Annotated in this window: 28 protein-coding genes; 25 read left to right on the top strand and 3 right to left on the bottom strand. The window is 36.1% G+C overall.

All coding sequences use genetic code 11. The features are described from left to right. The first annotated feature begins 75 nt into the window (after positions 1-75). The 9 genes from SYN6308_RS16420 (at position 76) to SYN6308_RS16460 (ending at position 7,467) form a co-directional block, all read left to right on the top strand. Positions 76-1,674 carry a mechanosensitive ion channel family protein gene (locus SYN6308_RS16420; RefSeq protein ID WP_017295538.1) on the top strand — a complete coding sequence of 533 codons (1,599 nt, stop codon included), beginning with the start codon at positions 76-78 and terminating at the stop codon, positions 1,672-1,674. Positions 1,675-1,924: 250 nt separating this feature from the next. Beyond that, positions 1,925-2,761: a pentapeptide repeat-containing protein gene (locus tag SYN6308_RS16425; protein WP_017295539.1), complete on the top strand. Its 837-nt coding sequence runs from the start codon at positions 1,925-1,927 to the stop codon at positions 2,759-2,761. 422 nt (positions 2,762-3,183) lie between these two features. Beyond that, positions 3,184-3,900, top strand: a complete 717-nt coding sequence (locus SYN6308_RS16430) for a V4R domain-containing protein (RefSeq protein ID WP_017295540.1) — start codon at positions 3,184-3,186, stop codon at positions 3,898-3,900. Beyond that, positions 3,897-4,319 (top strand): hypothetical protein, encoded by a 423-nt coding sequence (locus SYN6308_RS22790; RefSeq protein WP_017295541.1) that lies wholly within the window; start codon positions 3,897-3,899, stop codon positions 4,317-4,319. The genes SYN6308_RS16430 and SYN6308_RS22790 overlap by 4 nt, the downstream gene beginning before the upstream one ends. A 9-nt stretch (positions 4,320-4,328) precedes the next feature. Beyond that, a complete protein-coding gene (locus SYN6308_RS16440; protein WP_017295542.1) occupies positions 4,329-4,805 on the top strand; it encodes a hypothetical protein in 477 nt (158 codons plus the stop codon). A 36-nt stretch (positions 4,806-4,841) separates the two neighbouring features. Next, positions 4,842-5,510 (top strand): V4R domain-containing protein, encoded by a 669-nt coding sequence (locus tag SYN6308_RS16445; protein WP_017295543.1) that lies wholly within the window; start codon positions 4,842-4,844, stop codon positions 5,508-5,510. Positions 5,511-5,614: 104 nt separating this feature from the next. Next, positions 5,615-6,100, top strand: coding sequence for a 2Fe-2S iron-sulfur cluster-binding protein (locus tag SYN6308_RS16450; RefSeq protein ID WP_017295544.1), 486 nt, complete (start codon positions 5,615-5,617; stop codon positions 6,098-6,100). A gap of 36 nt (positions 6,101-6,136) precedes the next feature. Further along, the gene (locus SYN6308_RS16455; RefSeq protein ID WP_017295545.1) at positions 6,137-6,589 is read left to right on the top strand and encodes a hypothetical protein; all 453 of its coding nucleotides are present in this window, start codon (positions 6,137-6,139) and stop codon (positions 6,587-6,589) included. 110 nt (positions 6,590-6,699) lie between these two features. Then, positions 6,700-7,467: a tetratricopeptide repeat protein gene (locus SYN6308_RS16460; protein WP_017295546.1), complete on the top strand. Its 768-nt coding sequence runs from the start codon at positions 6,700-6,702 to the stop codon at positions 7,465-7,467. Positions 7,468-7,534: 67 nt separating this feature from the next. Here SYN6308_RS16460 and dapB read toward each other — a convergent pair whose 3' ends face one another. The 3 genes from dapB to SYN6308_RS16475 form a co-directional block, all read right to left on the bottom strand. Next, entirely contained in the window at positions 7,535-8,362 is an 828-nt protein-coding gene (dapB, locus tag SYN6308_RS16465; RefSeq protein WP_017295547.1) for a 4-hydroxy-tetrahydrodipicolinate reductase, read from the bottom strand. Between the two features lie 176 nt (positions 8,363-8,538). Next, on the bottom strand, positions 8,539-9,021 hold the full coding sequence (locus SYN6308_RS16470; RefSeq protein WP_017295548.1) for a crossover junction endodeoxyribonuclease RuvC: 483 nt from the start codon (positions 9,019-9,021) through the stop codon (positions 8,539-8,541). A gap of 31 nt (positions 9,022-9,052) precedes the next feature. Then, on the bottom strand, positions 9,053-9,664 hold the full coding sequence (locus tag SYN6308_RS16475) for a LysE family translocator (RefSeq protein ID WP_017295549.1): 612 nt from the start codon (positions 9,662-9,664) through the stop codon (positions 9,053-9,055). Positions 9,665-9,739: 75 nt separating this feature from the next. On the opposite strand from SYN6308_RS16475, the gene SYN6308_RS16480 reads away from it, so the two are divergent. From SYN6308_RS16480 to SYN6308_RS16550, 16 genes are all read left to right on the top strand, one after another. Next, positions 9,740-9,967: a hypothetical protein gene (locus SYN6308_RS16480; RefSeq protein ID WP_017295550.1), complete on the top strand. Its 228-nt coding sequence runs from the start codon at positions 9,740-9,742 to the stop codon at positions 9,965-9,967. Next, positions 9,968-10,399 carry a PIN domain-containing protein gene (locus SYN6308_RS16485; protein ID WP_017295551.1) on the top strand — a complete coding sequence of 144 codons (432 nt, stop codon included), beginning with the start codon at positions 9,968-9,970 and terminating at the stop codon, positions 10,397-10,399. Positions 10,400-10,471: 72 nt separating this feature from the next. Further along, positions 10,472-10,819: a rubredoxin gene (locus SYN6308_RS16490; RefSeq protein ID WP_017295552.1), complete on the top strand. Its 348-nt coding sequence runs from the start codon at positions 10,472-10,474 to the stop codon at positions 10,817-10,819. A gap of 27 nt (positions 10,820-10,846) precedes the next feature. Continuing rightward, a complete protein-coding gene (locus tag SYN6308_RS16495) occupies positions 10,847-11,848 on the top strand; it encodes a photosynthesis system II assembly factor Ycf48 (RefSeq protein WP_017295553.1) in 1,002 nt (333 codons plus the stop codon). Positions 11,849-11,910: 62 nt separating this feature from the next. Then, positions 11,911-12,156 carry a cytochrome b559 subunit alpha gene (psbE, locus tag SYN6308_RS16500; RefSeq protein ID WP_017295554.1) on the top strand — a complete coding sequence of 82 codons (246 nt, stop codon included), beginning with the start codon at positions 11,911-11,913 and terminating at the stop codon, positions 12,154-12,156. A gap of 27 nt (positions 12,157-12,183) precedes the next feature. Further along, entirely contained in the window at positions 12,184-12,315 is a 132-nt protein-coding gene (gene psbF / locus SYN6308_RS16505) for a cytochrome b559 subunit beta (protein WP_017295555.1), read from the top strand. Between the two features lie 9 nt (positions 12,316-12,324). Beyond that, positions 12,325-12,444: a photosystem II reaction center protein L gene (locus SYN6308_RS24050; protein WP_071590992.1), complete on the top strand. Its 120-nt coding sequence runs from the start codon at positions 12,325-12,327 to the stop codon at positions 12,442-12,444. 29 nt (positions 12,445-12,473) lie between these two features. After that, the gene (locus SYN6308_RS16510) at positions 12,474-12,593 is read left to right on the top strand and encodes a photosystem II reaction center protein J (protein ID WP_026102130.1); all 120 of its coding nucleotides are present in this window, start codon (positions 12,474-12,476) and stop codon (positions 12,591-12,593) included. Positions 12,594-12,949: 356 nt separating this feature from the next. Continuing rightward, the gene (gene ndhO / locus SYN6308_RS16515) at positions 12,950-13,168 is read left to right on the top strand and encodes an NAD(P)H-quinone oxidoreductase subunit O (RefSeq protein ID WP_017295557.1); all 219 of its coding nucleotides are present in this window, start codon (positions 12,950-12,952) and stop codon (positions 13,166-13,168) included. Positions 13,169-13,171: 3 nt separating this feature from the next. Next, positions 13,172-14,149 carry a malate dehydrogenase gene (gene mdh / locus SYN6308_RS16520; RefSeq protein WP_017295558.1) on the top strand — a complete coding sequence of 326 codons (978 nt, stop codon included), beginning with the start codon at positions 13,172-13,174 and terminating at the stop codon, positions 14,147-14,149. A gap of 31 nt (positions 14,150-14,180) precedes the next feature. Beyond that, positions 14,181-14,714, top strand: coding sequence for a deoxycytidylate deaminase (locus SYN6308_RS16525; RefSeq protein WP_017295559.1), 534 nt, complete (start codon positions 14,181-14,183; stop codon positions 14,712-14,714). A gap of 91 nt (positions 14,715-14,805) precedes the next feature. Next, positions 14,806-16,641 carry a bifunctional serine/threonine-protein kinase/formylglycine-generating enzyme family protein gene (locus SYN6308_RS16530; protein ID WP_017295560.1) on the top strand — a complete coding sequence of 612 codons (1,836 nt, stop codon included), beginning with the start codon at positions 14,806-14,808 and terminating at the stop codon, positions 16,639-16,641. A 400-nt stretch (positions 16,642-17,041) separates the two neighbouring features. Further along, entirely contained in the window at positions 17,042-21,097 is a 4,056-nt protein-coding gene (locus SYN6308_RS16535; RefSeq protein ID WP_017295561.1) for a magnesium chelatase subunit H, read from the top strand. Between the two features lie 68 nt (positions 21,098-21,165). Beyond that, complete coding sequence (locus tag SYN6308_RS16540; RefSeq protein ID WP_017295562.1) at positions 21,166-21,510, top strand: hypothetical protein; 345 nt, start codon at positions 21,166-21,168, stop codon at positions 21,508-21,510. After that, entirely contained in the window at positions 21,507-21,719 is a 213-nt protein-coding gene (locus SYN6308_RS16545) for a hypothetical protein (protein WP_017295563.1), read from the top strand. Before SYN6308_RS16540 ends, SYN6308_RS16545 begins: the two co-directional genes overlap by 4 nt. Next, on the top strand, positions 21,712-22,023 hold the full coding sequence (locus SYN6308_RS16550; protein WP_017295564.1) for a helix-turn-helix domain-containing protein: 312 nt from the start codon (positions 21,712-21,714) through the stop codon (positions 22,021-22,023). Before SYN6308_RS16545 ends, SYN6308_RS16550 begins: the two co-directional genes overlap by 8 nt. The last annotated feature ends 44 nt before the right edge of the window (positions 22,024-22,067 follow it).

The raw sequence follows: 22,067 nt of genomic DNA on the forward strand, positions 1-22,067 counted from the left end.
AATGAATAGTGAATAATGAATAGTTTTTAATTTTGCATTTTCAATTCTTAATTCTCAATTCTCAATTCTTAAAATATGTTTCAAGAATATTGGTTTAATCTTTCTCCTCCCATTCAATCTATTCTTTTTCACTTAGGATTTTTAAGTATCGGATTTATAGTTATTTATCTTATTTTATTTTTTATTTTACGTCCTCTCTTTCGTCAGTTAGAACAAGATATTGCTTTAGTGACTCTCAATGTATCGGGGTATCCTCTTCTAAGTATATTTACAGTACTTAATCTTAAATTCACTTTGAGAGATTTGGAGTTGGTAGAAGATAAAAATATCCTGCAAACTATCCTCACGGTGACGGTAATTATTATTGTTAGTTATTGGTTGGTATCACTTTTAAAGCAAGTAATTATCTACTATCTCAAACAATATACTCAACAAACAGAAGTGATGTGGGATGATGTTTTATTACCTTTGGTAGAAGCTGTTATTCCTGTTATTATCTTTTTATTGGGTGGTGTTTTCTCTTTAAAAACCTTTGGGGTGGATTTAACGGGAATTTGGGTGACATTGGGAGGGGCTACTTTTATTATTGGTTTTGCCTTAAAAGATATTCTCGCTAATTTTTTTAGTGGTATCGTGTTGTTGATTGATACTCCTTTTCAATTTGGAGATGTTTTACGATTGGAAGATGGCTCGATCGGAATGTTATCTCGTATCGGTGTGAGGGTGACACAAATTTATTTATTTGATAGTCATTGTGATGTTTATATCCCTAATAGTATCTTACAAAATCAAAATATTACTAATTTAAGTCGTCCTACTTCTTATTTTTACTATTCCAGTACTTTAGAAATTCCTGCTTCTGAATATGAGTTGGAATATCTGCAAAAAATCATTACTGAAGTTGTCCTTGCTCATCCTGATACTTTAGCTAATATTGAACAAAAATTGAGTTTGATCGATCGATACTACCTAGATAATGAATCTTCTGTTCATGGGAAGCAACAACAGGAAATCGGGAAATTAAGACTATTAGCGGAACAACAAGTTAACGAAAAACTAGAGGAAATCGAATATTCTTTAGAAGCCTTAGTGGTGACATTACAATTCGCCGAAAAGGGTGGTTTAACCTCTGAAGAAATTGCTAATATTATCCAAGAATATCAACAAGTTCTTTCTTTAATCGGTTTTAATATTACGGAGGGAGATCAAGACATCTTTCTTAATGAATTTATCGAGTCTCAAGACTCAGAAGCCTTAATCGAGTTAGTTAAACAATGGTATCGTCTTTGGTTAAAAGACCCTAATTTGCAAGAAGAAGACCTTTATTTGATCCCCCAAGAATGGGATCGCAAAATTAATTTAATCAAAAAAAGAACCTATCGTTTATACCAAAAAATTATTAACCCTCAATTAGAAGAAACTCGATTAGATGATTATGTATTGGAATTGAGCGATTGGTTTAAGTCGAAATTTAAAGAAAGAAAAAAATGGCAAGACCCCCAAATTTGGATCACTGCATTAAATCATGATGAGGGTTTTCTGTATTATGAGTTTAAACTTAATTTTTTTGTGGATGATATTAAATTAGAATATGGCAAGAGGGGCGATCGAATCAGTAGTCAAATTTATCAAGAAATACTTAGGATCATCAAACCCTCCATAAATCCTCAATAAAAATTTTTAATAAATAATATTTATTTTTGATGTTTTCTCTGTATAAATACTCAACAAAAATAATTATTTATAAGATGTTTAAAGTTTAGCAAACTTTTGTTAAAAAAAATACCCTTTTTGTCATGAATCCCGTTAAAATTAAAGAAAGATAAAAAAATCATTAAGAAAAGTAAACATTAAAAAATTCTTTTATAAACTTAAAAATTAAGAATCTTAAATCAACATAATTTAGATAAAAGGAAATAATAAGATGCTGGTAAATAACTACAATACTGATATTAAAGCTCAATACGGTCAAGGGGAAAGAGATTTTCCTAAAATGCAGTTGAGAAGAATTGATTTAAGAAATAGTAACTTAAAAGGCATTAATCTACAAGGTTCTGATCTAAGTTATGCTGATTTAAGAGATACTGATTTGAGCAATGCTAATTTAAGCCATTGTTACTTAAATGAGGCTAATTTAAGTGGTGCGAATTTAACAGGGGCGAATTTAACAGGTGCTTATCTCATCAAAGCCTATTTAACTAAAACGAGTTTTAAAAAAGCTATTCTTAAAGAAACCTATTTTACGGGGAGTTTCCTCACCAAAGCTAATTTCATGAAAGCCGATTTATCAGGAGCTTTTTTGAATGGAGCTCACTTAAATGGTGCTATTTTTCAGGGGGCATCATACGACAATACTACTCGGTTCGATCGATGTTTTGATCCTGCTACCCTAGGGATGACTTTACTTTCATCTTTTCAAGCATCCGCCAGTAAAAAAATTACTATTGCCCAAGTTATTAGTAATTTTGAATCGATCGCCAGTATCACAGGTTGTTATTTAGGTGGCATGATAACCGCTAAAAACTTTAACGAAAGTCGTCCTGACATCGAATGGCTACAACAATTTTCTATGGATAGACAAGGAAAAATAAGTTTTACAGGTACATTAAACCATCAAGCCACCATGATGCAATTAAAATGGTTAGAAAAATGGACTAACGCTTTCATCAAAAAAAGCTCTATCATTATTCAAGATTTACCTAATATCATTGAAGAAAAACACTTAACCGTTGATTATTTAATTAAAAATAATGTAGCGTAAAATTGATTAATGAATAATAGACATCAATTTTCGCAGGTTGGGGGATTGGGGAATTGGGGGATTGAGGATATTTCCCCCTAACACCCTAACAGCCTAACATTCGAGACATTATCTGACTTGCCAACTATTTTTTCGCTCACCCTACCCCAAATGTGATCGATGTCTAATAAGTAAGAAGTTGTTTTAAAAATTTCTGATCCCCCTCAATCCCTCTTAAAAGTGTTTTATGGATTAAACAACCGTTAAATTATACACCATAATTCCCTATTTTTTAATATTAATAATTGTTAAGTATTAATTGTATAGAAATGTTGAAGAAATAAGATTAAAAACAAAAAAAATGGTTACAATAAAAGTAGAAAAAAAATTTTTTGTCAATTAATTAAATAATTTAGAATAAACTTGAGAGGATAAAAAACCAGATGACTTTTACACCCACAAAATCAAGTCGTACTGTAGAAAAAATTTCCCAAAATCTTTGGAAAAATAAGTATCCCAAAAAACATGATCATTATACTTTAGAAGATTTCTTTTACTTTGATACCGCAAACGGTAATATTACCGACTGGAATGAGTCTCGTAACGTTCTTGTAACTGAAGATTTTATCGTAGGTTTAATCGAAGGTTTAGAAGAAGAAGTTGGTTCTGCTTCTAGCGTGGTTATGTATAATATCGGTCGTGAATGGGGTATTCGAGATGCGGAATTTTTTGAACAATGGTTTCAAAAAGAATATGAGTATCCCAAAGATGTTCACAACATGAACTTATTATACGTTCTCGAAGCGTGGTGGTGGCCTTTTACTACTCAAGGATGGGGTAACTGGGATGTGGATTTGAGTGAACAAAAAAACGGCTTTATGTTTGTTAATATTTTTGACTCCGCCGTTGCTCGTACTTTAGGAGATGTAGGGAAACCTGTATGTCATATTTACGCTGGTTTAATGGCAGGTTTTTTCAGTCGTTTTATTAATAAACAACTTAACTGCATTGAGATTCAATGTTACTCTATGGGAGAAACCTATTGTAAATTTTTGTTGGGAAAACAAGATCGCATCGATGCAGCTACTTTCTGGCAAAACGAGGGCGCAGGTGCAAAAGATATTCAGAAAAAACTCGTTAACGGAGAGTATCTCAAATGATTCTTTCACAAACCATTACCGTAGAAGATTTTTTTCAAAGGGCTAATTGGCAAGGATTAAAGTTAGTTACTATCCCTGAAGAATCTAGGTTTCAAGAGGAAGTGGTAGAAGATACTTTTACACCTACTTTTGATTTGACAGTACAAGATTTTTTTCAACAGGCTAATTGGCAAGGGGTAGTTAAAACCAAATTTGTTCAGTTTTCTACATCCTCTGATTCATCCTCTTCTGTTTCAGTAGTTCCGCCTAATTATTCTCTCACTATGTCCGTAGGGGAATTTTTCCAAAGAATGCCATGGACTGGACAAATAAATTACAAGAAGGGATCGATCGCATCCTTACCCCAAGTTTCTCCGTCAAATACTTTTAGCTCGACGGTTGAACCTTTGAATGTTAATGATTTATCGGATTTACTTTAAAGAAAAACTATGTACCCAGAATTACAAGCATTAATTCACGAAGCTGAACATCAGTATTTACAGGCGGATAATTTACATAAATTAACTCAGGAAGTTTCTACCTTAAAAGATAGACTGACAGCTTACAAAATACTGAGAGATCAAGAAATTAGTATTTTTCAAGAGGTAGCTGATAAGGCAGTAAAAAAATTACCCGAAGAAAATACCAAAAAGATAGAAACTGCCCTCCGTCATTGGTTATTAATTACTCGGTATTGCGGTATGGCAATGTTACTTAATAATCCAGACTTTTTAGAGCATCGTTTATTGGAATGGTTAACAGATGTAGTTCAAGCTCATGATTCTCAGGCTATTTCTTCTACTATATATTCTCTATTAATGGTGAAATTAGGTGAAGAATTATCGGAGGCTGGATTACAACAGATTCAACCTTTTTTAACTCAAGCAAATGATTATTTAAGCAATATTCCCGTTATTAGTGTTTAACTTACTAAAAAATATCCAAGAAATGAGGAAAAATAGATGATTTCAGTGGCAGATTTAGTTCAAGACAAAGCCCTTAAAGGCAATTATTTTGCTCCAGAGGCTTATGTGCAGGGGGATTTTGAGTTAGGATTACTCGAAACCCGTTTAGGCTCAAGATTAATTGCATTACCTGAAGTTTTTTTACAGGGGGTTTATGCTGGTTTAGATGAGGAAATTGGACAAGCGACAGGTATCGTTTTATATAACTGTGGGCGTTGGTGGGGTAAAAGTTTTTACCGCCGTTTTCTGCAAGAGGTAAGCGAATATTATGAAATGCCTTTAGCTGAGATGGAGATGGCACAGTTTTTAAGTTGTTTAAAACAGTGTTGGAAAACTCACGGTTGGGGAGTAATTAATTTTAATTTTGATTACTATTCTCAAGGTTTTATTGTGGCGACTACGGTTAATTCTCCTTTTGCTCAAGCGGCACCCCAAGATAAGGGTTTTTCTTGTCAACCCGAAGCGGGTATTTTAAGTTCTTTTTTCAGTCAATTAACGGGAGAAGACCTTGTTTGTGTTCAAACCAGTTGCGAATCTTTAGGCGCACAGAATAATACTTTTATTCTGGGTTTAAATGAGCGATTGATCTTAGCTAAAACTTTATCAGAAGAAGGTCATGATCATGGTACTATCCTCGATCGAATTTTAAAAGATTCTGATTCTTAAAGTTAACTTTAATTATTGTTACTAATCCTAGCTATGTTTTATTTTCCATAACATTTAAGCTAATCTAAAATTAGACTATTAAACATATTTAGAGAAATAAGATAGTGGCTAAACTCATCAAACTTGATCCTCTCGGTACAGAAACAGCGATAAAAACCAATGATAATCTTTTATCAGGGTTACTAAAAAATCAACTTAACGTCATGCAGGAGTGTGGCGGTAGGGGAATGTGTTCAACCTGTCATATTTATGTAAAAGCAGGAATGGAGAGTTTATCTCCTCTTAATCGGCGGGAAAAACGCACTTTAGAAGTGATTACTACTTGTAAACTTAATTCCCGTTTAGCTTGTCAAGCTAGGGTGATTGGTGAAGGGGTAGTGGTGGAGTTACCAGCTGGGATGTATTTGAGTGAGATTGATGATATTGAGGAGTTGATTGGTAGGAGAGCGCAACAAAACATTTTACACCCCATATCAGGAAAAATTTTAGTACAAGAAGGAAAGTTGATCACTCGATCGATGATTAGTCAATTAGAGAATACTAAAGGGGAAGTATCCCAATATTTAGCTAATACCAGTGACGCAGTTTAATTTTTTATTCAATTTAGTATATAAGGATTTATCACAATGTTAAAACAATTTGGAGATTTGACTTTAGAAGCGGATGGTCGTTATGCCCAAGATTATGAGTTAAAATTCTTAGAAGATTACTTAGAATCTCAGGAAATCAGACTGAGCGCTTATACTAAAATCAGAGATAATGCTGACGAGATTATCGAAGCGGTAAGAGTCGGGAAACAAAAACGTAACCCCGAATTTAAGGATTATTATGTCACCTGTAAACGGGATTTAATCGATTTAGTACGTTATTGTGCGGCGGCTTTGTTATTTGATGATATGGAAAGATTGCGCACAAATATGTTGCTGTGGTTTCAAACTATTTCCCGTGCCTATAATTTTGAGAATGACAATATTGATACCTATGAGGTTTTACTGAATGTTATTCCTAATTTTTTAACCCCAGAAGAAGCTAAATTAGCCCTTCCTATTTTTGAGCTTAATTGTGCGGTTTTAGTCTAAGTATTTATATTATGTAAAAGCTAAAATATTTAATATCAATGACAATATTTTACTTTTACTTTTTATTTTATTTGAAAATGTTTTAGATTTGGAGTAATTATTTTTATATTATGGAAAAACAACAAGATATTATCGGTATTTCAGGAGCAGTTATTTCGGGAATAGGTGCAATTGTGACTGTGGCTACTGGGAATTTTTCGATCGCACCTATTCCTTTAGCCATAGGAATAGGTTGTAACGTTTTTAGTCGTAAACAGTCAAATGATAGTTTAGTGGAGGCTTATAATAAACAAGAACAAACTATTAATGAGTTAATTCAAAAATTAGAGAAAAATCATCAAGAATTAACAGAAAAATTAGTCCAAAATAAAGGGGAGTTAGGCACAAGTATTGAAAAATTACAGCAATCCTTAAATACTAATTTACAGGCACAAAAAGAATTTCTTAATGGAGAAATTCAGCGAATTGATTTACAACATCAAAACTTAAATAATGTCGTTACAGATATTAAAGAAATAGAAAATCTATCTCAAGAGTTGAGAGTTAAACCTGATTCTGCGGATTTCTTCTATCAAAGAGGTATCGGTTACGAAAAATTAGGTAATCAAAATGGTGCGATCGAAGATTACAGCGAAGCTATTAAAAAAGATGGTAATTTTGCGAAAGCCTACCATAAAAGAGGAGTGCTTTATTTAGACACGGGTTTAAAACAAAAAGCCGTTGATGATTTAAGAAAAGCCGCTTTACTTTATTTTGAGCAAGGAGACATCGACAGTTACCATCAAGCCAGAGAAATGAGTCGCAATATTCATGAATTACGCTCTGACGGTAACGGAAATACTCAAGAAATGCTTTTAGGAAAACAGTTATTTCCTTAATTAAGGGTTGCTGAAAAAGTCTTTTGTAACCCTCACTCCTCTCCTATAGGAGAGGAGAATAATATATTTATAAGATTTTTTCTAAACCGTAAACGAGAGATTTTAAATCGACAATTTTACGAATAGATAACAATACCCCCGGCATATAACACGATCGATCGCTGGTATCATGACGGAGGGTATAAATTTGTCCAGTAGCACCAAAAATCACCTCTTGATGGGCAATCAATCCGGGTAGTCTCACACTATGGATTCTAATATTATCACCGCAAATACTGCCCCTCGCCCCTGCTAAATTCTCGGTTTCCTTCACTAATTGAGGATTATAGCTTTTTCCTAAATCCGATAACATCTCCGCCGTTTTAATGGCTGTGCCACTAGGCGCATCGGCTTTTTGATTATGATGTAATTCGATAATTTCTACATGATCAAAATATTGTGCCGCTTGAATCGCTGCCTGTTGCATTAAGACAATACCAATGGAAAAATTCGGAATAATTAAGACTCCCGTAGTGGCTTTATCGGCAAAATCTGCTAAGTCTTGGATTTGTTCGGGGGATAGTCCAGTTGTACCAACTACGGGACGAACACCATAGGCGATCGCACTACGGACATTTTCATAAACGCTATCAGGGTGAGTAAAATCCACCATTACCCCTTGTATTTTGTGTTGGGTAGCCAAAACAAGCACACTTTGCAAATCGTTAAGGATAGGAATTTCTAACTCTCCACATCCTGCCACTTCTCCCACATCCTGCCCTAATAAAGCAGGATTTTGATCTACTGCTCCCACTAACATCATATCCTTAGAAGATGCGATGGCTTTAATGACTTCTTTGCCCATTTTTCCCCCCGCACCATTGACGACTACGGGAATTAAATTATCTTGACTCATATAAAAATAGTGAATAATGAATGATGAATAATGAATAGTGAATAGTGAAATTCACTTTTTGACGGTAATAAGACTTTGAGATTGCTTCGTGCCTCGCAATGACAAAAAGAATTGAGAATTGAGAGAAATTTTAAAATTACTTTTTACTTAAATTATTGTCGATCGAGGTAGTGCTGTCAATGGATAGCGTTTCGTAACCCACAACAAGCGCTATAAGCAATGGCAATGGCATCCACACTATCATCAATGGGTAAAGTGGGTAAATCAAAAATTTGTTGTAACATTGCTCCTACTTCTTTTTTATTAGCTTTTGCGTTACCTAAATGGGCTTTCCAACTGGCTTGATGTAAGAAAAAGGGGGTTAATTGAGCCTCTCGATAACACACAAGGTTAATCACTCCCAAAGCCTGTAAAACTTTCCCCGCGGCTTTGATTTCTCGACTGAAAAAAGGCATTTCCATGGCAATAGCATCAGGTTGAAACTCTTGAATAATAGTCACAAAATCTGTTTCTAATTCGGCTAGTCTTTCCCCCGTGGGTTGTTTTTTATCGGTTTCAATAATTCCATAGTCAATAATTGTGGGAATTTTAGTTTCATCCCCTTCTAATATAGACCAACCGACGATGGCTAATCCGGGATCAATTCCTAACCAAATCATGTTTTAATCATTTTATATATTGCATCTTATTTTAACGAAAAATTAAAAAGAGTCCGATGGAAATTATTAGTGTACCAGCTACTCTATTTATTGTTTTCATCATCTGAGATTTTTTCAGAAGATAACTGGTTTTATCTCCCATTAAAGCATAAATTAATTTTGTTCCTCCTACTCCGATGGTTGCCATAGCAATAATAATCAAAGTATCCATGATGGAAATAGTGGATAAATCAACAAAAGCAGGAAGAAAACTTAAGTAAAAAAAGATGGCTTTTAAGTCACCTAAACTAATAAAAAGTCCCATTAAAAAACTAGCAATAAAAGAAGATTTTTGATTTATCTCAAGGTTGATTTCTTGAGATTTAGCTTTCCATAAACCTATTCCTAACCAAATTAAATACCCTCCTCCCAATAGTTTAAGAAATGTAAAGAAATTACCTGTTATTTCTGAGAGAAATGTTAAACCATAAATAGCTAATAAGATAAAAATAATATCTCCTGAAACGATGCCCATAGTTGTAAGCACACCATGAGTAAATCCGTAGGTGACAGAGCGAAGGGATACCGCTAAAACACTAACACTCGGTATCAAGGCAAGAAGTACGATCGCAATAAATAAACTTAAGGTACTATGTAAAGTCATAATGAACTATGAATATTTTTTGGATAAATAAGATTATAATAGAGCCAATAATTGCAATATAAATAATGATTTGCTATGACAACACAACCAGCTTATAGTTTATTTCAAGAAAATCAAGATATTATTGTGAGAGTAAATAAAGAGATTTTTTCTGAAAAACAATTAACTAAGTTTTTAGAGTATCTTATCTTAGAAAATATTAGTTCTTCAAGTAAATTGACATCAGAAAAAGCAGAAGAATTAGCCAGTGAAATCGATCAAAAAATTTGGAAATCGATCGAATCTCGTATTTTAGAAAAATAAATGTCAAATCCATTAGAACCGATAATTATTGATACCAATATTTTATTTTCTGCATTACTTAACAGTAAGTCTAATTTTGCTTTTATTTTATTACTAGGAAATAATGAATTTTATATTAGTGAATTAGTATTAGTAGAACTTTTTAAATATCAAAATAAAATTCTGAAATTGAGTAAATTATCAGAAGAAGAAGTTATACAATTTTATCATATTATTCTCAAAAGAATTAACGTTTATAAAGAAGATTTAATCCACACAAATAACTTAAAATTAGCCTATAATTTGTGTAAAGACATCGATGTACATGATACCGTTCATGTTGCTTTAACATCAGAGTTACAAGGCAAATTATGGACAGGGGATAATAAATTAAAGCAAGGTTTACTCAAAAAAGGTTTTAATTTTTTCTTTCAACCTGAGAAAATAGATTAAAGAATCTATTGTTTAACACCTTTTATGTAATAATTCTTAAAGAACTTTTAAGATTTGCTAAACAAGTACGTTATGAGTGAAGCTGCCAAAGAAAAAACCCTAGCTGAACAAGCACCACCGAGTTATGAATGTCGTTCTTGTGGTTATACTTATGTCCCTTCTAAGGGTGATAGTAAAACCAATATTCCAGCGGGTACGTTGTTTACGGATTTGCCGAGTAATTGGCGTTGCCCTGTGTGTGGTTCAAGTCGGAATGCTTTTACTAATATTGGTGCACCCGATGCACCATCAGGATTTGCTGAAAATTTGAATTATGGTTTTGGGGTAAATCAACTAACTCCCAATCAAAAAAACCTATTGATTTTTGGAGCTTTGGCTTTAGCTTTCTTATTCTTTCTCAGTTTATACGGATTGGGTTAATTAGAAATTATATTTTTGGAAATTACAATGAATTTTTTATTCGATCGAGTCAAACAAATTCTAGTATTAGTAATAGTCGCTTTCTTTTGTGTCAGTTGCTCGAATGTGCCTTCTGTCAGTGAGAATCCTTGGCAATATATTAATTTAGAAACCGATGCTATTTTAGCCGATTTAGACTTTACCAGTGACTCTAATCATGGTTGGTTAGTGGGTACAAAAGCCACCTTATTTGAAACCAATGACGGTGGAGATACTTGGCAACCCAAAACCATTGATTTTGGAGAAGAAAAAGTCAGTTTTACAGGGGTTAGTTTTTATGATAATGAAGGTTGGATTACAGGACAACCCGGCATATTGTTACGCACCGTCAACGGCGGAGAAACTTGGGAGCGTATTCCTTTAAGTGATGAATTGCCCGGTATTCCCTATGATATATTTGCCCTTGCACCTAACACCGCCGAAATGGTGACTAATTTAGGAGCTATCTATAAAACCACCGATGGGGGTAAAAGTTGGAAAGGTTTAGTAGAAGGTGCTGTGGGGGTTGCCAGAAGCATTAATCGCTCTGCCGATGGTAGATATGTCGCTGTGAGTTCCAGAGGAAACTTTTATTCTACATGGCAACCGGGCGATCGAGAATGGACTCCCCATAACCGCAACTCCTCCAAACGTTTACAAAATATGGGTTTCTTTGATGACGATCGACTATGGTTGATTGCCAGAGGCGGACAAATTCAACTGAGTGAATCCCAAGATGTAGAAAATTGGGCGCAACCAATTAACCCTGAATATTCCACCAGTTGGGGCTTTTTAGATTTAGCCACCCGTCAAGGGGATGAAGTGTGGGTAGCAGGAGGTAGTGGAAATCTTCTCGTTAGTCGTGACGGTGGTTTAACATGGGAAAAAGATCGAGAAGTGGAGTCTGTACCCTCTAATTTATATAAAATCCTTTTTCTTGATCCCGATCGAGGTTTTGTTTTAGGAGAGCGTGGTGTTCTGTTAAAATATAATACTCAGAATGCGGTCTAAGTTAAGTCGCAAATGTTGTACATTAGTTAAATAGTAAAAAAAATTTAGGAGGCACTGTTTTTATGGCTGGAGATACAGGTGAACGTCCATTTACCGATATTGTTACCAGTGTACGTTACTGGGTAATTCATAGTATCACAATCCCCATGCTTTTTATCGCTGGTTGGTTGTTTGTTAGTACTGGTTTAGCTTATGATGCTTTTGGTACTCCTCGCCCTGACGAGTATTTCACTCAAACTCGTGAAGAATTACCAATTATTAGCGATCGTTATAAAGCAAGTCAACAAGTCGAACAATTTAGTAAATAGTTAATAGATCAAAAAGGTAAATAAAAGATGACTAATAGTCCTAATCAACCAATTTCATATCCTATTTTTACTGTCAGATGGTTAGCTGTTCACACTTTAGCAGTACCTTCTGTCTTTTTCGTCGGTGCAATTACCGCTATGCAATTTATTCAACGATAGGAGATACCCATGGACAGAAATCAAAATCCCAACCGTCAAGGTGTTGAGTTAAATCGTACTTCCCTTTATTTAGGGTTGTTATTTGTCGCCGTTTTAGGCGTTTTATTCTCTAGTTATTTCTTCAACTAAAAACTAATTTAATTAATATAGGAGGTTTGATCATGGGTGAAGCCAGAATTCCTTTGTGGATTGTAGGTACGATCGCAGGTATGGGTGCTTTAACTGTACTAGCACTGTTTTTCTATGGTGCTTATGCAGGTTTAGGTTCTTCTTTATAATTTAGTTTAATTACATAAAAACTATATATATAATAAAAACTGCTCTGGAATAAAATTCTAGGGCGTTTTTTTTCTCATATTAACAATTTTATTTAACCTCAGTTCCAATACTGCTCGGTTAAGGAATTTACAATTGTCGGTTAAGATAGGGCAAAGGGCAAGGGGCAAAGGGCAAAGGGTAAGAACTTCAATGAAATTTTAATTCTAAATTCTAAATTCTAAATTCTAAATTACCCTCACCAAAACGTTTTCGACACTAACCGAGCAGTATTGGAACTTAAATGATAATTGTTGCCCTCTTGTTTTTATGGCACAATTAGGGAACAATTAATATCAACAAATTTAAAATTAAGATTATGGCAGGTAAAATAAAAAAAGGTACTTATGTTAAGGCTATTCGTGAAAAATTAGTGGATAGCCTTGAAGCTAAAGCCAGTGATAGCCGTTTCCCGAACTATATTTTCGACAGTAAAGGGGAAGTTTTAGACTTCAATGAAGAATATGCTTTTGTAAAATTTTATACTCCTACTCCTAGTGTATGGCTAAAACTAGATCAATTAGAGATAGTTGAGTAGTTTATGACAAAATTTGTTTGTAAAACGAAAAATTTTCCCAAAGTTTCCATTATTGGTACGGGAAATGTCGGGAAAACCCTCGCGCAAAGAATTGTCGAGCGTAATCTTGCCGATGTGTGTTTGCTAGATATTGTGGAAGGTTTACCCCAAGGTATCGCCCTAGATTTGATGGAGGCTAGGGGTTTGGAATTGCATACTCGCAATGTCGTTGGTACAAATAATTATGAGGATACAGCTAATTCTGATGTGGTAGTTATCACCGCAGGAATTGCTCGTAAACCGGGCATGAGTCGAGAGGATTTATTAAAAATTAATGCGAAAATCGTCACGGAAGCCACTCAAAAATGTGTTAATTTTTCTCCTAATGCTCTCTATTTAATCATTACCAATCCTTTAGATGTAATGACTTATCTGGTGTGGAAAACCACTAATTTAGCTACATCTAAGGTAGTTGGGATGGCTGGAGTTTTAGATTCAACTCGTTTACAGGCTTTTATTGCTATGGAGTTGGGAGTATCTTTTAATGATGTACAAGGTATGGTTTTAGGAGGACATGGTGATTTAATGTTACCATTACCTCGTTATTGTACGGTAAGTGGTATTCCTATCACAGAATTAATGGATAAGGAAACTATTAATAGATTAATACAGCGTACTAGAGACGGTGGTGCTGAAATTGTTAAGTTGTTAAAGACTGGTAGTGCTTTTTATGCTCCCGCTTCTTCGGCTTATTATATGATCGAGTCAGTGTTATTAAATCAGTCTCGTTTGTTGCCTGCTGCGGTATATCTACAAGGGGAGTATGGGTTAACGGATATTTTCTTGGGTGTGCCTTGTCGTTTGGGATATTGTGGGGTGGAGGCGGTTTTAGAAATTAATCTTACGGATGAGGAAACTCAGGCTTTACATGATTCGGCTCGATCGGTCCGTGATAACATCAATTTAGCTTTAACTGAACTAAACATCTTTAAAAGAGGGTAACATGGTTAATTGTTAATTGTTAATTATTTTAATGTTCGATCGAGAAAAAGATAGACCAACATGGGATGAATATTTTATGCTAATGGCAAAGTTGGCAGCAACCCGCTCAACCTGTCTAGCTTTTCCAGTAGGTGCAGTTATTGTTAAAAATCGTCAAGTGTTGGCAACGGGTTATAATGGCTCTCCTTCTGGTACAATCCATTGTACTGCTCAAGGTTTTTGTTATGAGGGTTTAAGTAGTTGTGATGCTAGTAAAACTTTACCATCTAGGGCGGTTCATGCAGAAGCTAATGCCATCGCTCAAGCCGCTAGGCACGGTATCGCTACGGATGGGGCAACTATTTATGTTACTCTTGAGCCTTGTATTGCCTGTTTAAAGTTAATTATTTCCGCAGGGATTAAAGAGGTTTTCTATGAGACTAATTTTAATGTGGGTGAAAAAGTCATTGTTAGAGATTCTTTTGTGAAAAATAATTTAGTTAATTTACATCCGATGATTGTCAGGGAAAATGTGGCTCAAAAAGCATCTACTTTTTTAATTGAACTTGTTTCGATCGAAAAATAGAGATAATCCCAAAGTTTTTAAATCAGTATTTCAAGCAACTAAATATCAAGTCATTACTATATAAAGATTATAAATGTTTGGAGAGGTCTAAATGAGTAATTGGAAAAAAGGATTAAAGTTAAATAATGGTAAATATATTATTGAATCTATTTTATTGAGAAGTGGCACTGGATTTTATTATCGAGCAAAAGATACAACTAATTCCCAATTGGTAACAATAAAAGCGACTGATATATTTTGGTCATCTTCTGAAGATAAAAAAGGTTTTGAGGAAAAGTTGATCAAACAAGCCCAATTAATCGCTTCTAACTGTGCGAATCCTTATATTGTTAAATTATACCCCCAAGTTTTCATGGAAGATAATCGAGCTTATATGGTGATGGATTATCTGGAAGGAATGGATTTAGCGACTTATCTCGATCGAAATGGAAAATTTGAGCCTGATTCTGCATTAAAATTAGTTACGAAAATTGCCACAGCATTAAATATTCTCCATCAAAACAAATATATTCACCAAGATATAAGACCACAAAATATTATTATTGATCAAAATACAGAAGAACCGATCTTAACAGATTATGGGTTAGCGGTGAAGTTGTTTGCTTTAGCACCAAGAAAACTTCAAAATATGGACTGTTTTAGTCCACCAGAGCAACCTTCCGCTAATATTAACAATAAACCAGCTACAGATATTTATGCTTTATCCGCAATATTGTATGTTCTCGTGACAGGACAATTACCAAATCCAGCAAATTTTCGGACTTATAAAGACTTAATACCACCACAACAGTTTACCCCAGAATTGAGCGATCGATTCAACGAAGGCATTATTAAGGGGATGGAATTAGATATAGAAAAACGTCCTCAAAATTTAAGAGATTGGTTTCAATTATTTAAAGAAAGTACCGATCATAATCCCACAAAAACACCGACAAAAACCACAATTTCCACCGCAGAAACTCGGCAAAATATTCTCAATGCCGTGGTAGATAATGATGAAACTATTGTACAAAAAATATCCCCCATCAATGCACCACCTACCATCATCAAACCGAAAACTAATTACCCTCATATCGAAACTTTTGAGTTTGAGACAATTTCGATCGAATTAGAAAAAAAATTATTTGGTTTAATGTCCAATATTAAGAAAAATCCCATCACCAAAAAGGGACAATTTTTCGTGGAATATCTAGGGGAAGGAGTTAATTTGGATATGATCTTTATTCCCGCAGGATCATTTATGATGGGATCAAATAACAATGAAGATGGTAGAGAGAAAGACGAAACTCCCCTACATTTAGTAAATCTCAACTCATTTTATATCAGTAAATATCCCATTACTCAATTACAGTGGCGCACCATATCATCATTTCCCAAAGCAGGACGACCTGTCAAGACTAACCCGTCTGCATTTAAAGGGGATAATTTACCAGTGGAAAAAGTATCATGGTTAGACGCACAGGAATTTTGTAAACGTCTGAGTAAATACACCAAAAGAAGCTATCGACTTCCCACAGAGTCAGAATGGGAATATGCCTGTCGTGGAAATACTAAATCAGCTTTTTTCTTCGGAGATTCGATCGTCCCAGATGTCGCCAACTATGATGGAAGAAATGATCATAAAAAGGGGAAGTATGACAAAAAAACAACCCCTGTAGATAGTTTTTACCCTAATCCCTTTGGCTTATATGATGTCCATGGTAACGTATGGGAATGGTGCGAAGATTTTTATGCAAATAACTACATTCATAAACCTAAAGACGGCACAGCTTATAGTGGAGGAATGAGCAATCAACCCAGAGTAGTAAGAGGAGGTTCGTGGTCACTATCTTCTCAGTATTGTCGTAGTGCAAAAAGAAGTAGTTATGCCGCCGACTCTAACTATAACTTTGTCGGTTTTAGGGTAGTGTGCGTTATTGATAATTAGGATTTGCGGAAAAAGATAAATTTGGCTCTCTTACTTCTCGTCGTGATAAATTATGTCTAAAAAAAGGTGTCAGGTATCAGGTAGCAGGTATTAGGTTAAATTCAAACTGTTAATTTATAACAATTGCATTTTTAAAATTATCAAAACTATATATATTAAAGTTTTAAGCGATTATTTTCTAGTAATTTATCATAACTACTGTAGAAGAGCCATAAATTTTATAACTCACTAATATAGTCAAGAAATGTAACAAAAAATAGGGATAACCGTAAAGATTCAAGGCAGACTAGGTAAAAGAGCCTAGTTTCGTGGTAAAAACAATAAAGAGTGTTTTTTGCACACTGTCATTATTTTTCTCATATTTCTTTTATAATCTCACTTAACAGGAGTTTACAACTTAATGTTTACAAACGTAAAATCCGCCGTTCGTCATATCGCGCCCGAAGATTTACAAGGACGTGCTTTAATGAAGGTGGTTTATGTGTTGTTAGAAGCACAATATCAAAGTTCTATCACTGCCGCCGTTAAAGCCATTAACGCCCATAATCCTAACTTGGCGATCGAAGTAAATGGTTATCTTATCGAAGAACTACGAAGCCCTGAAAACTACGAAGAATTCAAGAAAGACGTATCCGAAGCCAATATCTTCATTGCTTCCCTCATTTTCATTGAAGACTTAGCCCAAAAAGTTGTCGATGCCGTCACCCCTCACCGTGATAACCTTGATGCGGCGGTAGTTTTCCCCTCCATGCCTGAAGTAATGCGACTCAATAAAATGGGTACTTTCAGTATGGCACAACTCGGACAGAGTAAGAGTGTCATCGGCGAGTTTATGAAGAAGCGTAAACAGAAAAATGGAGCAGGTTTTGAAGATGCCATGCTCAAATTATTACGCACCCTGCCCACCGTCTTAAAATATCTCCCCGTAGAAAAAGCCCAAGACGCGCGCAACTTCATGTTAAGTTTTCAGTATTGGTTGGGAGGTAACGCCGATAACCTCGAAAATTTCTTCTTGATGTTAGCGGATAAATACGTCTTCACCGGGGAAAAATCCTTACTCAGCAACCGAGAATATAACGAGCCTGTGGTTTATCCTGATATGGGTATTTGGCATCCCCTCGCCCCGAAAATGTTTGAAGACATCAAGGAGTATCTTAATTGGTATAATACCCGTGATGACATCAACGACGATTTAAAAGACCCTCTTGCACCTACCATTGGTTTAGTGTTGCAACGTACTCACCTTGTTACGGGTGACGATGCTCACTATGTGGCAATGTTACAAGAATTTGAATATCGGGGCGCTCGTGTTATCCCTATCTTTGCAGGGGGTTTAGACTTCTCCAAGCCTGTGGATGAGTATTTCTTAGATAAAGCAGTAGCAGGAGTTGAGCCGTTACCCATCGTTGATGCTGTAGTATCTTTAACGGGATTTGCCCTTGTAGGAGGTCCTGCACGACAAGATCATCCCAAGGCGATCGAATCCTTAAAACGTCTGAATCGTCCTTATATGGTGGCTTTACCGTTGGTATTCCAAACCACTGAAGAATGGGAAGAAAGTGATCTCGGTTTGCATCCTATCCAAGTTGCACTACAAATCGCTATCCCTGAGTTAGACGGTGCGATCGAACCTATCATCTTATCTGGACGTGATGGTAATACAGGTCGATCAATCACTTTACAAGACAGGGTAGAGGCGATCGCAGGACGGGCTTTAAAATGGACTAATTTACGCAAAAAGCCTAAAATTGACAAAAAATTAGCAATTACCGTCTTTAGCTTCCCTCCCGATAAAGGAAACGTGGGTACAGCCGCTTATTTAGACGTTTTCGGCTCAATTCACGAAGTTTTAAAGGGCATGAAAAACAACGGCTATGACGTGCAAGACGTGCCTGAAACCGCCAAAGAATTAATGGAGATGGTGATTCACGATGCCCAAGCCCAATATTCTAGCCCCGAATTAAACGTTGCCTACCGCATGAGTGTGGAAGAATACGAGCGTTTAACCCCCTACTCCAAAAAATTAGAAGAAAACTGGGGTGCACCTCCGGGGCATCTCAACAGCGATGGACAAAATTTGTTAATCTACGGTAAAGAGTTCGGTAACGTCTTCATCGGTGTGCAACCCACTTTCGGTTACGAGGGCGATCCCATGAGGCTACTTTTCTCTCGATCGGCTTCTCCTCATCATGGTTTTGCGGCTTATTACACCTACCTCGAAAAAATTTGGGGTGTGGATGCAGTATTACATTTTGGAACTCATGGTTCACTCGAATTTATGCCGGGTAAACAAATGGGGATGTCTGGAGACTGTTACCCCGATAGCCTCATCGGTAATATTCCCAACATCTACTACTATGCTGCTAATAACCCCAGTGAAGCGACTATTGCGAAACGCCGTAGTTATGCCGCCACCATTTCTTACCTTACTCCCCCCGCCGAAAACGCAGGATTATATAAAGGTTTAGAAGAATTAAGCGAGTTAATCGGCTCATATCAGACTTTGAAAGATAGTGGGCGCGGTGTGCAAATTGTCAATACGATCGTCGATAAAGCCCGTATCTGCAACCTCGATAAAGACATCCCCGAAATTGCACCCGTAGGGGCGAATGGTGACATTGTAGGGGCGAATGGCATTCGCCCAGAAGAAGATTTATTCGACTCCAGCAACCTTTCCCAAGATGAAAGAGATCACATTGTGGGTTCAGTGTATCGCAAGTTGATGGAAATTGAATCCCGTCTGTTACCCTGTGGGTTACACGTTGTCGGTAAACCTCCCACTGCGGAGGAGGCGATCGCAACCCTTGTTAATATCGCTAGTTTAGACAGAGAAGACGAGGGCATTTTAGCCTTAACTACCATTATCGCTAATAGTATCGATCGAAAAATTGAGGATATTTACCGCAACGCTGACAAAGGAGTTTTAGTCGATGTAGAGCTATTACAAAACATCACCGAAGCCACGAGAGAAGCCGTAAGAGCCTTAGTAGAGGAGCAAATCAACGCAGAAGGGCGAGTTTCTTTCGTTTCTAAGCTCAACTTCTTCAATATGGGCAAAAAAGAGCCTTGGGTAGCCAAATTACACGAATTAGGCTATACCAAAGTTGACGAAAAAGCCCTTAAACCCCTCTTTGAATACCTCGAATTTTGCTTAGAGCAAGTTTGTGCTGATAATGAATTAGGTGCGTTATTAAAAGCCCTTGAAGGTGAATATGTACTACCCGGACCCGGAGGCGATCCCATCCGCAACCCCAATGTATTACCTACGGGTAAAAACATTCATGCCCTCGATCCTCAAAAAATCCCCACTTTGGCAGCTGTTCAATCCGCTAAAATCGTTGTGGACAGACTCTTAGAGCGTCAAAAGCTAGACAACGGTGGCAAATATCCTGAGACGATCGCTTGTGTATTATGGGGAACGGATAATATCAAAACCTACGGCGAATCATTGGCACAAATTATGTGGATGATTGGGGTTAAACCCGTGCCTGATGCGTTAGGGCGAGTCAACAAACTCGAATTAATTGATTTAGAGGAGTTAGGCAGACCTCGTATTGACGTAGTGGTAAACTGTTCGGGCGTATTCCGTGATCTATTCATCAATCAAATGAATTTACTTGATCAAGCCGTCAAGAAAGCCGCCGAAGCAGACGAACCTTTAGAGATGAATTTCGTTCGTAAACACGCATTAGCCCAAGCGGAAGAAATGGGCATCAACCTACGTCAAGCGGCAACCCGTGTCTTTTCCAACGCATCTGGTTCATATTCCAGTAACGTTAACCTAGCGGTAGAAAATAGTAGTTGGGAAGAGGAGCAAGAATTGCGGGATATGTACTTAAACCGTAAATCCTTTGCGTTTAACTCCGATAATCCGGGGGTAATGGATGAAAACCGAGCAATGTTCGAGAAATCCTTGAAAACTGCTGATGCAACCTTCCAAAACCTCGATTCTTCTGAGATTAGCTTAACGGATGTCTCCCATTACTTCGACTCTGATCCTACCAAAGTTGTGGCAAGTTTGCGCGATGACGGTAAAAAACCCTCTGCATATATCGCCGACACTACCACCGCTAACGCTCAAGTACGCACCTTATCGGAAACCGTGCGTTTAGATGCCCGTACCAAATTATTAAATCCCAAGTGGTACGAAGGGATGTTATCCCACGGTTACGAAGGAGTAAGAGAATTATCCAAACGCCTTGTAAATACAATGGGATGGAGTGCCACCGCCGACGCAGTGGATAACTGGGTTTATGAAGACACCAACAGCACCTTTATCCAAGATGAAGAAATGTGTAAACGGTTGATGGATTTAAACCCCAACTCCTTCCGCCGTATGGTAAGCACCCTTTTAGAAGTTAACGGGCGTGGTTACTGGGAAACCTCTCAGGAGAATATCGATCGATTACAACAACTGTACCAAGAAGCGGAAGATCGCATCGAAGGCATTGAGTAATCATTAATACTAGGGTGGGCAATGCCCACCTTTTTAATTTGTTTTGTTACAACAATTAACTAAAAACAATGGCGAAACTTTCTGACGAAATAATTACAAAGGTTTTAGAATTAGAGAAGCAACTACTTCTCATTATCAACGAGTCAACGAAAACAACATTTACCATTTTGGAGATTTATGGAGAAACGGAAACCACAATTATCGCTTTAGATGATTTAGACAATGCAAGAGAGAGAGCTTATACTTATTATTCAAGACTACATAATATTTTAGGTAAAATAGCAGAATCTCAACCGATGGCGACTAATGTAATGCTAACTTTATTAAATCGTTCTATTGAGGAAGCAGAAGCAACAATAGAGGCAACCCAAGCTACTATAATTGAAGAAAAAAGGAGTTTTAATCTATCATGACACAAGAAAAATTTATCCCTGATATTGAACAAATTAAAAAAACTTCCCTTAAATTTCAAGAACTTTGTAAAAGAATGGACGCTGAAATACTAATTTTAGATGATATTATTGCTCAATTAGATGAACAAAATAGAAATTCTCCTGTATATCAATATCGTTTGAATAAGGCTAAAAGATTATTGGAAATAGAATCACCGATTAATGTATAAAATAAATAAATTGATGACAGAAGAAATAGAAGTTTACACTGGTTGTGGTAACGTATTTGCTGATTTAGGTTTTGAAAATCCTGATGAAATGTTAGCTAAAGCTGAATTAGTGAGACAAATTAGTTTAACGATCGAGCAACGCAATTTAAAGCCCGAAAATACAACAAAATTATTAGGAATTAATCAAGCTGAATTATCAGATTTATTGGAAGGAAATTTAATGCTTTTTTCTACAGAAACTCTAATCAGATTTTTAAATAAATTAGGGCAGGATGTAGAAATTACAGTAAAAAAAAACCACTAAAAATAATTTTCAAGGAAAAATTCTTGTTAACTTATCCTAAAGCA

The organism is Geminocystis herdmanii PCC 6308 (assembly GCF_000332235.1).
GTDB lineage: Bacteria > Cyanobacteriota > Cyanobacteriia > Cyanobacteriales > Cyanobacteriaceae > Geminocystis > Geminocystis herdmanii.

What these genes read in the sequence shown, in the direction of transcription:
- SYN6308_RS16420 (WP_017295538.1), top strand. Translation starts at nt 76, where the DNA reads ATGTTTCAAGAATATTGGTTTAATCTTTCTCCTCCCATTCAATCTATT.
- SYN6308_RS16425 (WP_017295539.1), top strand. Translation starts at nt 1,925, where the DNA reads ATGCTGGTAAATAACTACAATACTGATATTAAAGCTCAATACGGTCAA.
- SYN6308_RS16430 (WP_017295540.1), top strand. Translation starts at nt 3,184, where the DNA reads ATGACTTTTACACCCACAAAATCAAGTCGTACTGTAGAAAAAATTTCC.
- SYN6308_RS22790 (WP_017295541.1), top strand. Translation starts at nt 3,897, where the DNA reads ATGATTCTTTCACAAACCATTACCGTAGAAGATTTTTTTCAAAGGGCT.
- SYN6308_RS16440 (WP_017295542.1), top strand. Translation starts at nt 4,329, where the DNA reads ATGTACCCAGAATTACAAGCATTAATTCACGAAGCTGAACATCAGTAT.
- SYN6308_RS16445 (WP_017295543.1), top strand. Translation starts at nt 4,842, where the DNA reads ATGATTTCAGTGGCAGATTTAGTTCAAGACAAAGCCCTTAAAGGCAAT.
- SYN6308_RS16455 (WP_017295545.1), top strand. Translation starts at nt 6,137, where the DNA reads ATGTTAAAACAATTTGGAGATTTGACTTTAGAAGCGGATGGTCGTTAT.
- SYN6308_RS16460 (WP_017295546.1), top strand. Translation starts at nt 6,700, where the DNA reads ATGGAAAAACAACAAGATATTATCGGTATTTCAGGAGCAGTTATTTCG.
- dapB (WP_017295547.1), bottom strand. Translation starts at nt 8,362, where the DNA reads ATGAGTCAAGATAATTTAATTCCCGTAGTCGTCAATGGTGCGGGGGGA.
- SYN6308_RS16470 (WP_017295548.1), bottom strand. Translation starts at nt 9,021, where the DNA reads ATGATTTGGTTAGGAATTGATCCCGGATTAGCCATCGTCGGTTGGTCT.
- SYN6308_RS16475 (WP_017295549.1), bottom strand. Translation starts at nt 9,664, where the DNA reads ATGACTTTACATAGTACCTTAAGTTTATTTATTGCGATCGTACTTCTT.
- SYN6308_RS16480 (WP_017295550.1), top strand. Translation starts at nt 9,740, where the DNA reads ATGACAACACAACCAGCTTATAGTTTATTTCAAGAAAATCAAGATATT.
- SYN6308_RS16485 (WP_017295551.1), top strand. Translation starts at nt 9,968, where the DNA reads ATGTCAAATCCATTAGAACCGATAATTATTGATACCAATATTTTATTT.
- SYN6308_RS16490 (WP_017295552.1), top strand. Translation starts at nt 10,472, where the DNA reads ATGAGTGAAGCTGCCAAAGAAAAAACCCTAGCTGAACAAGCACCACCG.
- SYN6308_RS16495 (WP_017295553.1), top strand. Translation starts at nt 10,847, where the DNA reads ATGAATTTTTTATTCGATCGAGTCAAACAAATTCTAGTATTAGTAATA.
- psbE (WP_017295554.1), top strand. Translation starts at nt 11,911, where the DNA reads ATGGCTGGAGATACAGGTGAACGTCCATTTACCGATATTGTTACCAGT.
- psbF (WP_017295555.1), top strand. Translation starts at nt 12,184, where the DNA reads ATGACTAATAGTCCTAATCAACCAATTTCATATCCTATTTTTACTGTC.
- SYN6308_RS24050 (WP_071590992.1), top strand. Translation starts at nt 12,325, where the DNA reads ATGGACAGAAATCAAAATCCCAACCGTCAAGGTGTTGAGTTAAATCGT.
- ndhO (WP_017295557.1), top strand. Translation starts at nt 12,950, where the DNA reads ATGGCAGGTAAAATAAAAAAAGGTACTTATGTTAAGGCTATTCGTGAA.
- mdh (WP_017295558.1), top strand. Translation starts at nt 13,172, where the DNA reads ATGACAAAATTTGTTTGTAAAACGAAAAATTTTCCCAAAGTTTCCATT.
- SYN6308_RS16525 (WP_017295559.1), top strand. Translation starts at nt 14,181, where the DNA reads ATGTTCGATCGAGAAAAAGATAGACCAACATGGGATGAATATTTTATG.
- SYN6308_RS16530 (WP_017295560.1), top strand. Translation starts at nt 14,806, where the DNA reads ATGAGTAATTGGAAAAAAGGATTAAAGTTAAATAATGGTAAATATATT.
- SYN6308_RS16535 (WP_017295561.1), top strand. Translation starts at nt 17,042, where the DNA reads ATGTTTACAAACGTAAAATCCGCCGTTCGTCATATCGCGCCCGAAGAT.
- SYN6308_RS16540 (WP_017295562.1), top strand. Translation starts at nt 21,166, where the DNA reads ATGGCGAAACTTTCTGACGAAATAATTACAAAGGTTTTAGAATTAGAG.
- SYN6308_RS16545 (WP_017295563.1), top strand. Translation starts at nt 21,507, where the DNA reads ATGACACAAGAAAAATTTATCCCTGATATTGAACAAATTAAAAAAACT.
- SYN6308_RS16550 (WP_017295564.1), top strand. Translation starts at nt 21,712, where the DNA reads ATGTATAAAATAAATAAATTGATGACAGAAGAAATAGAAGTTTACACT.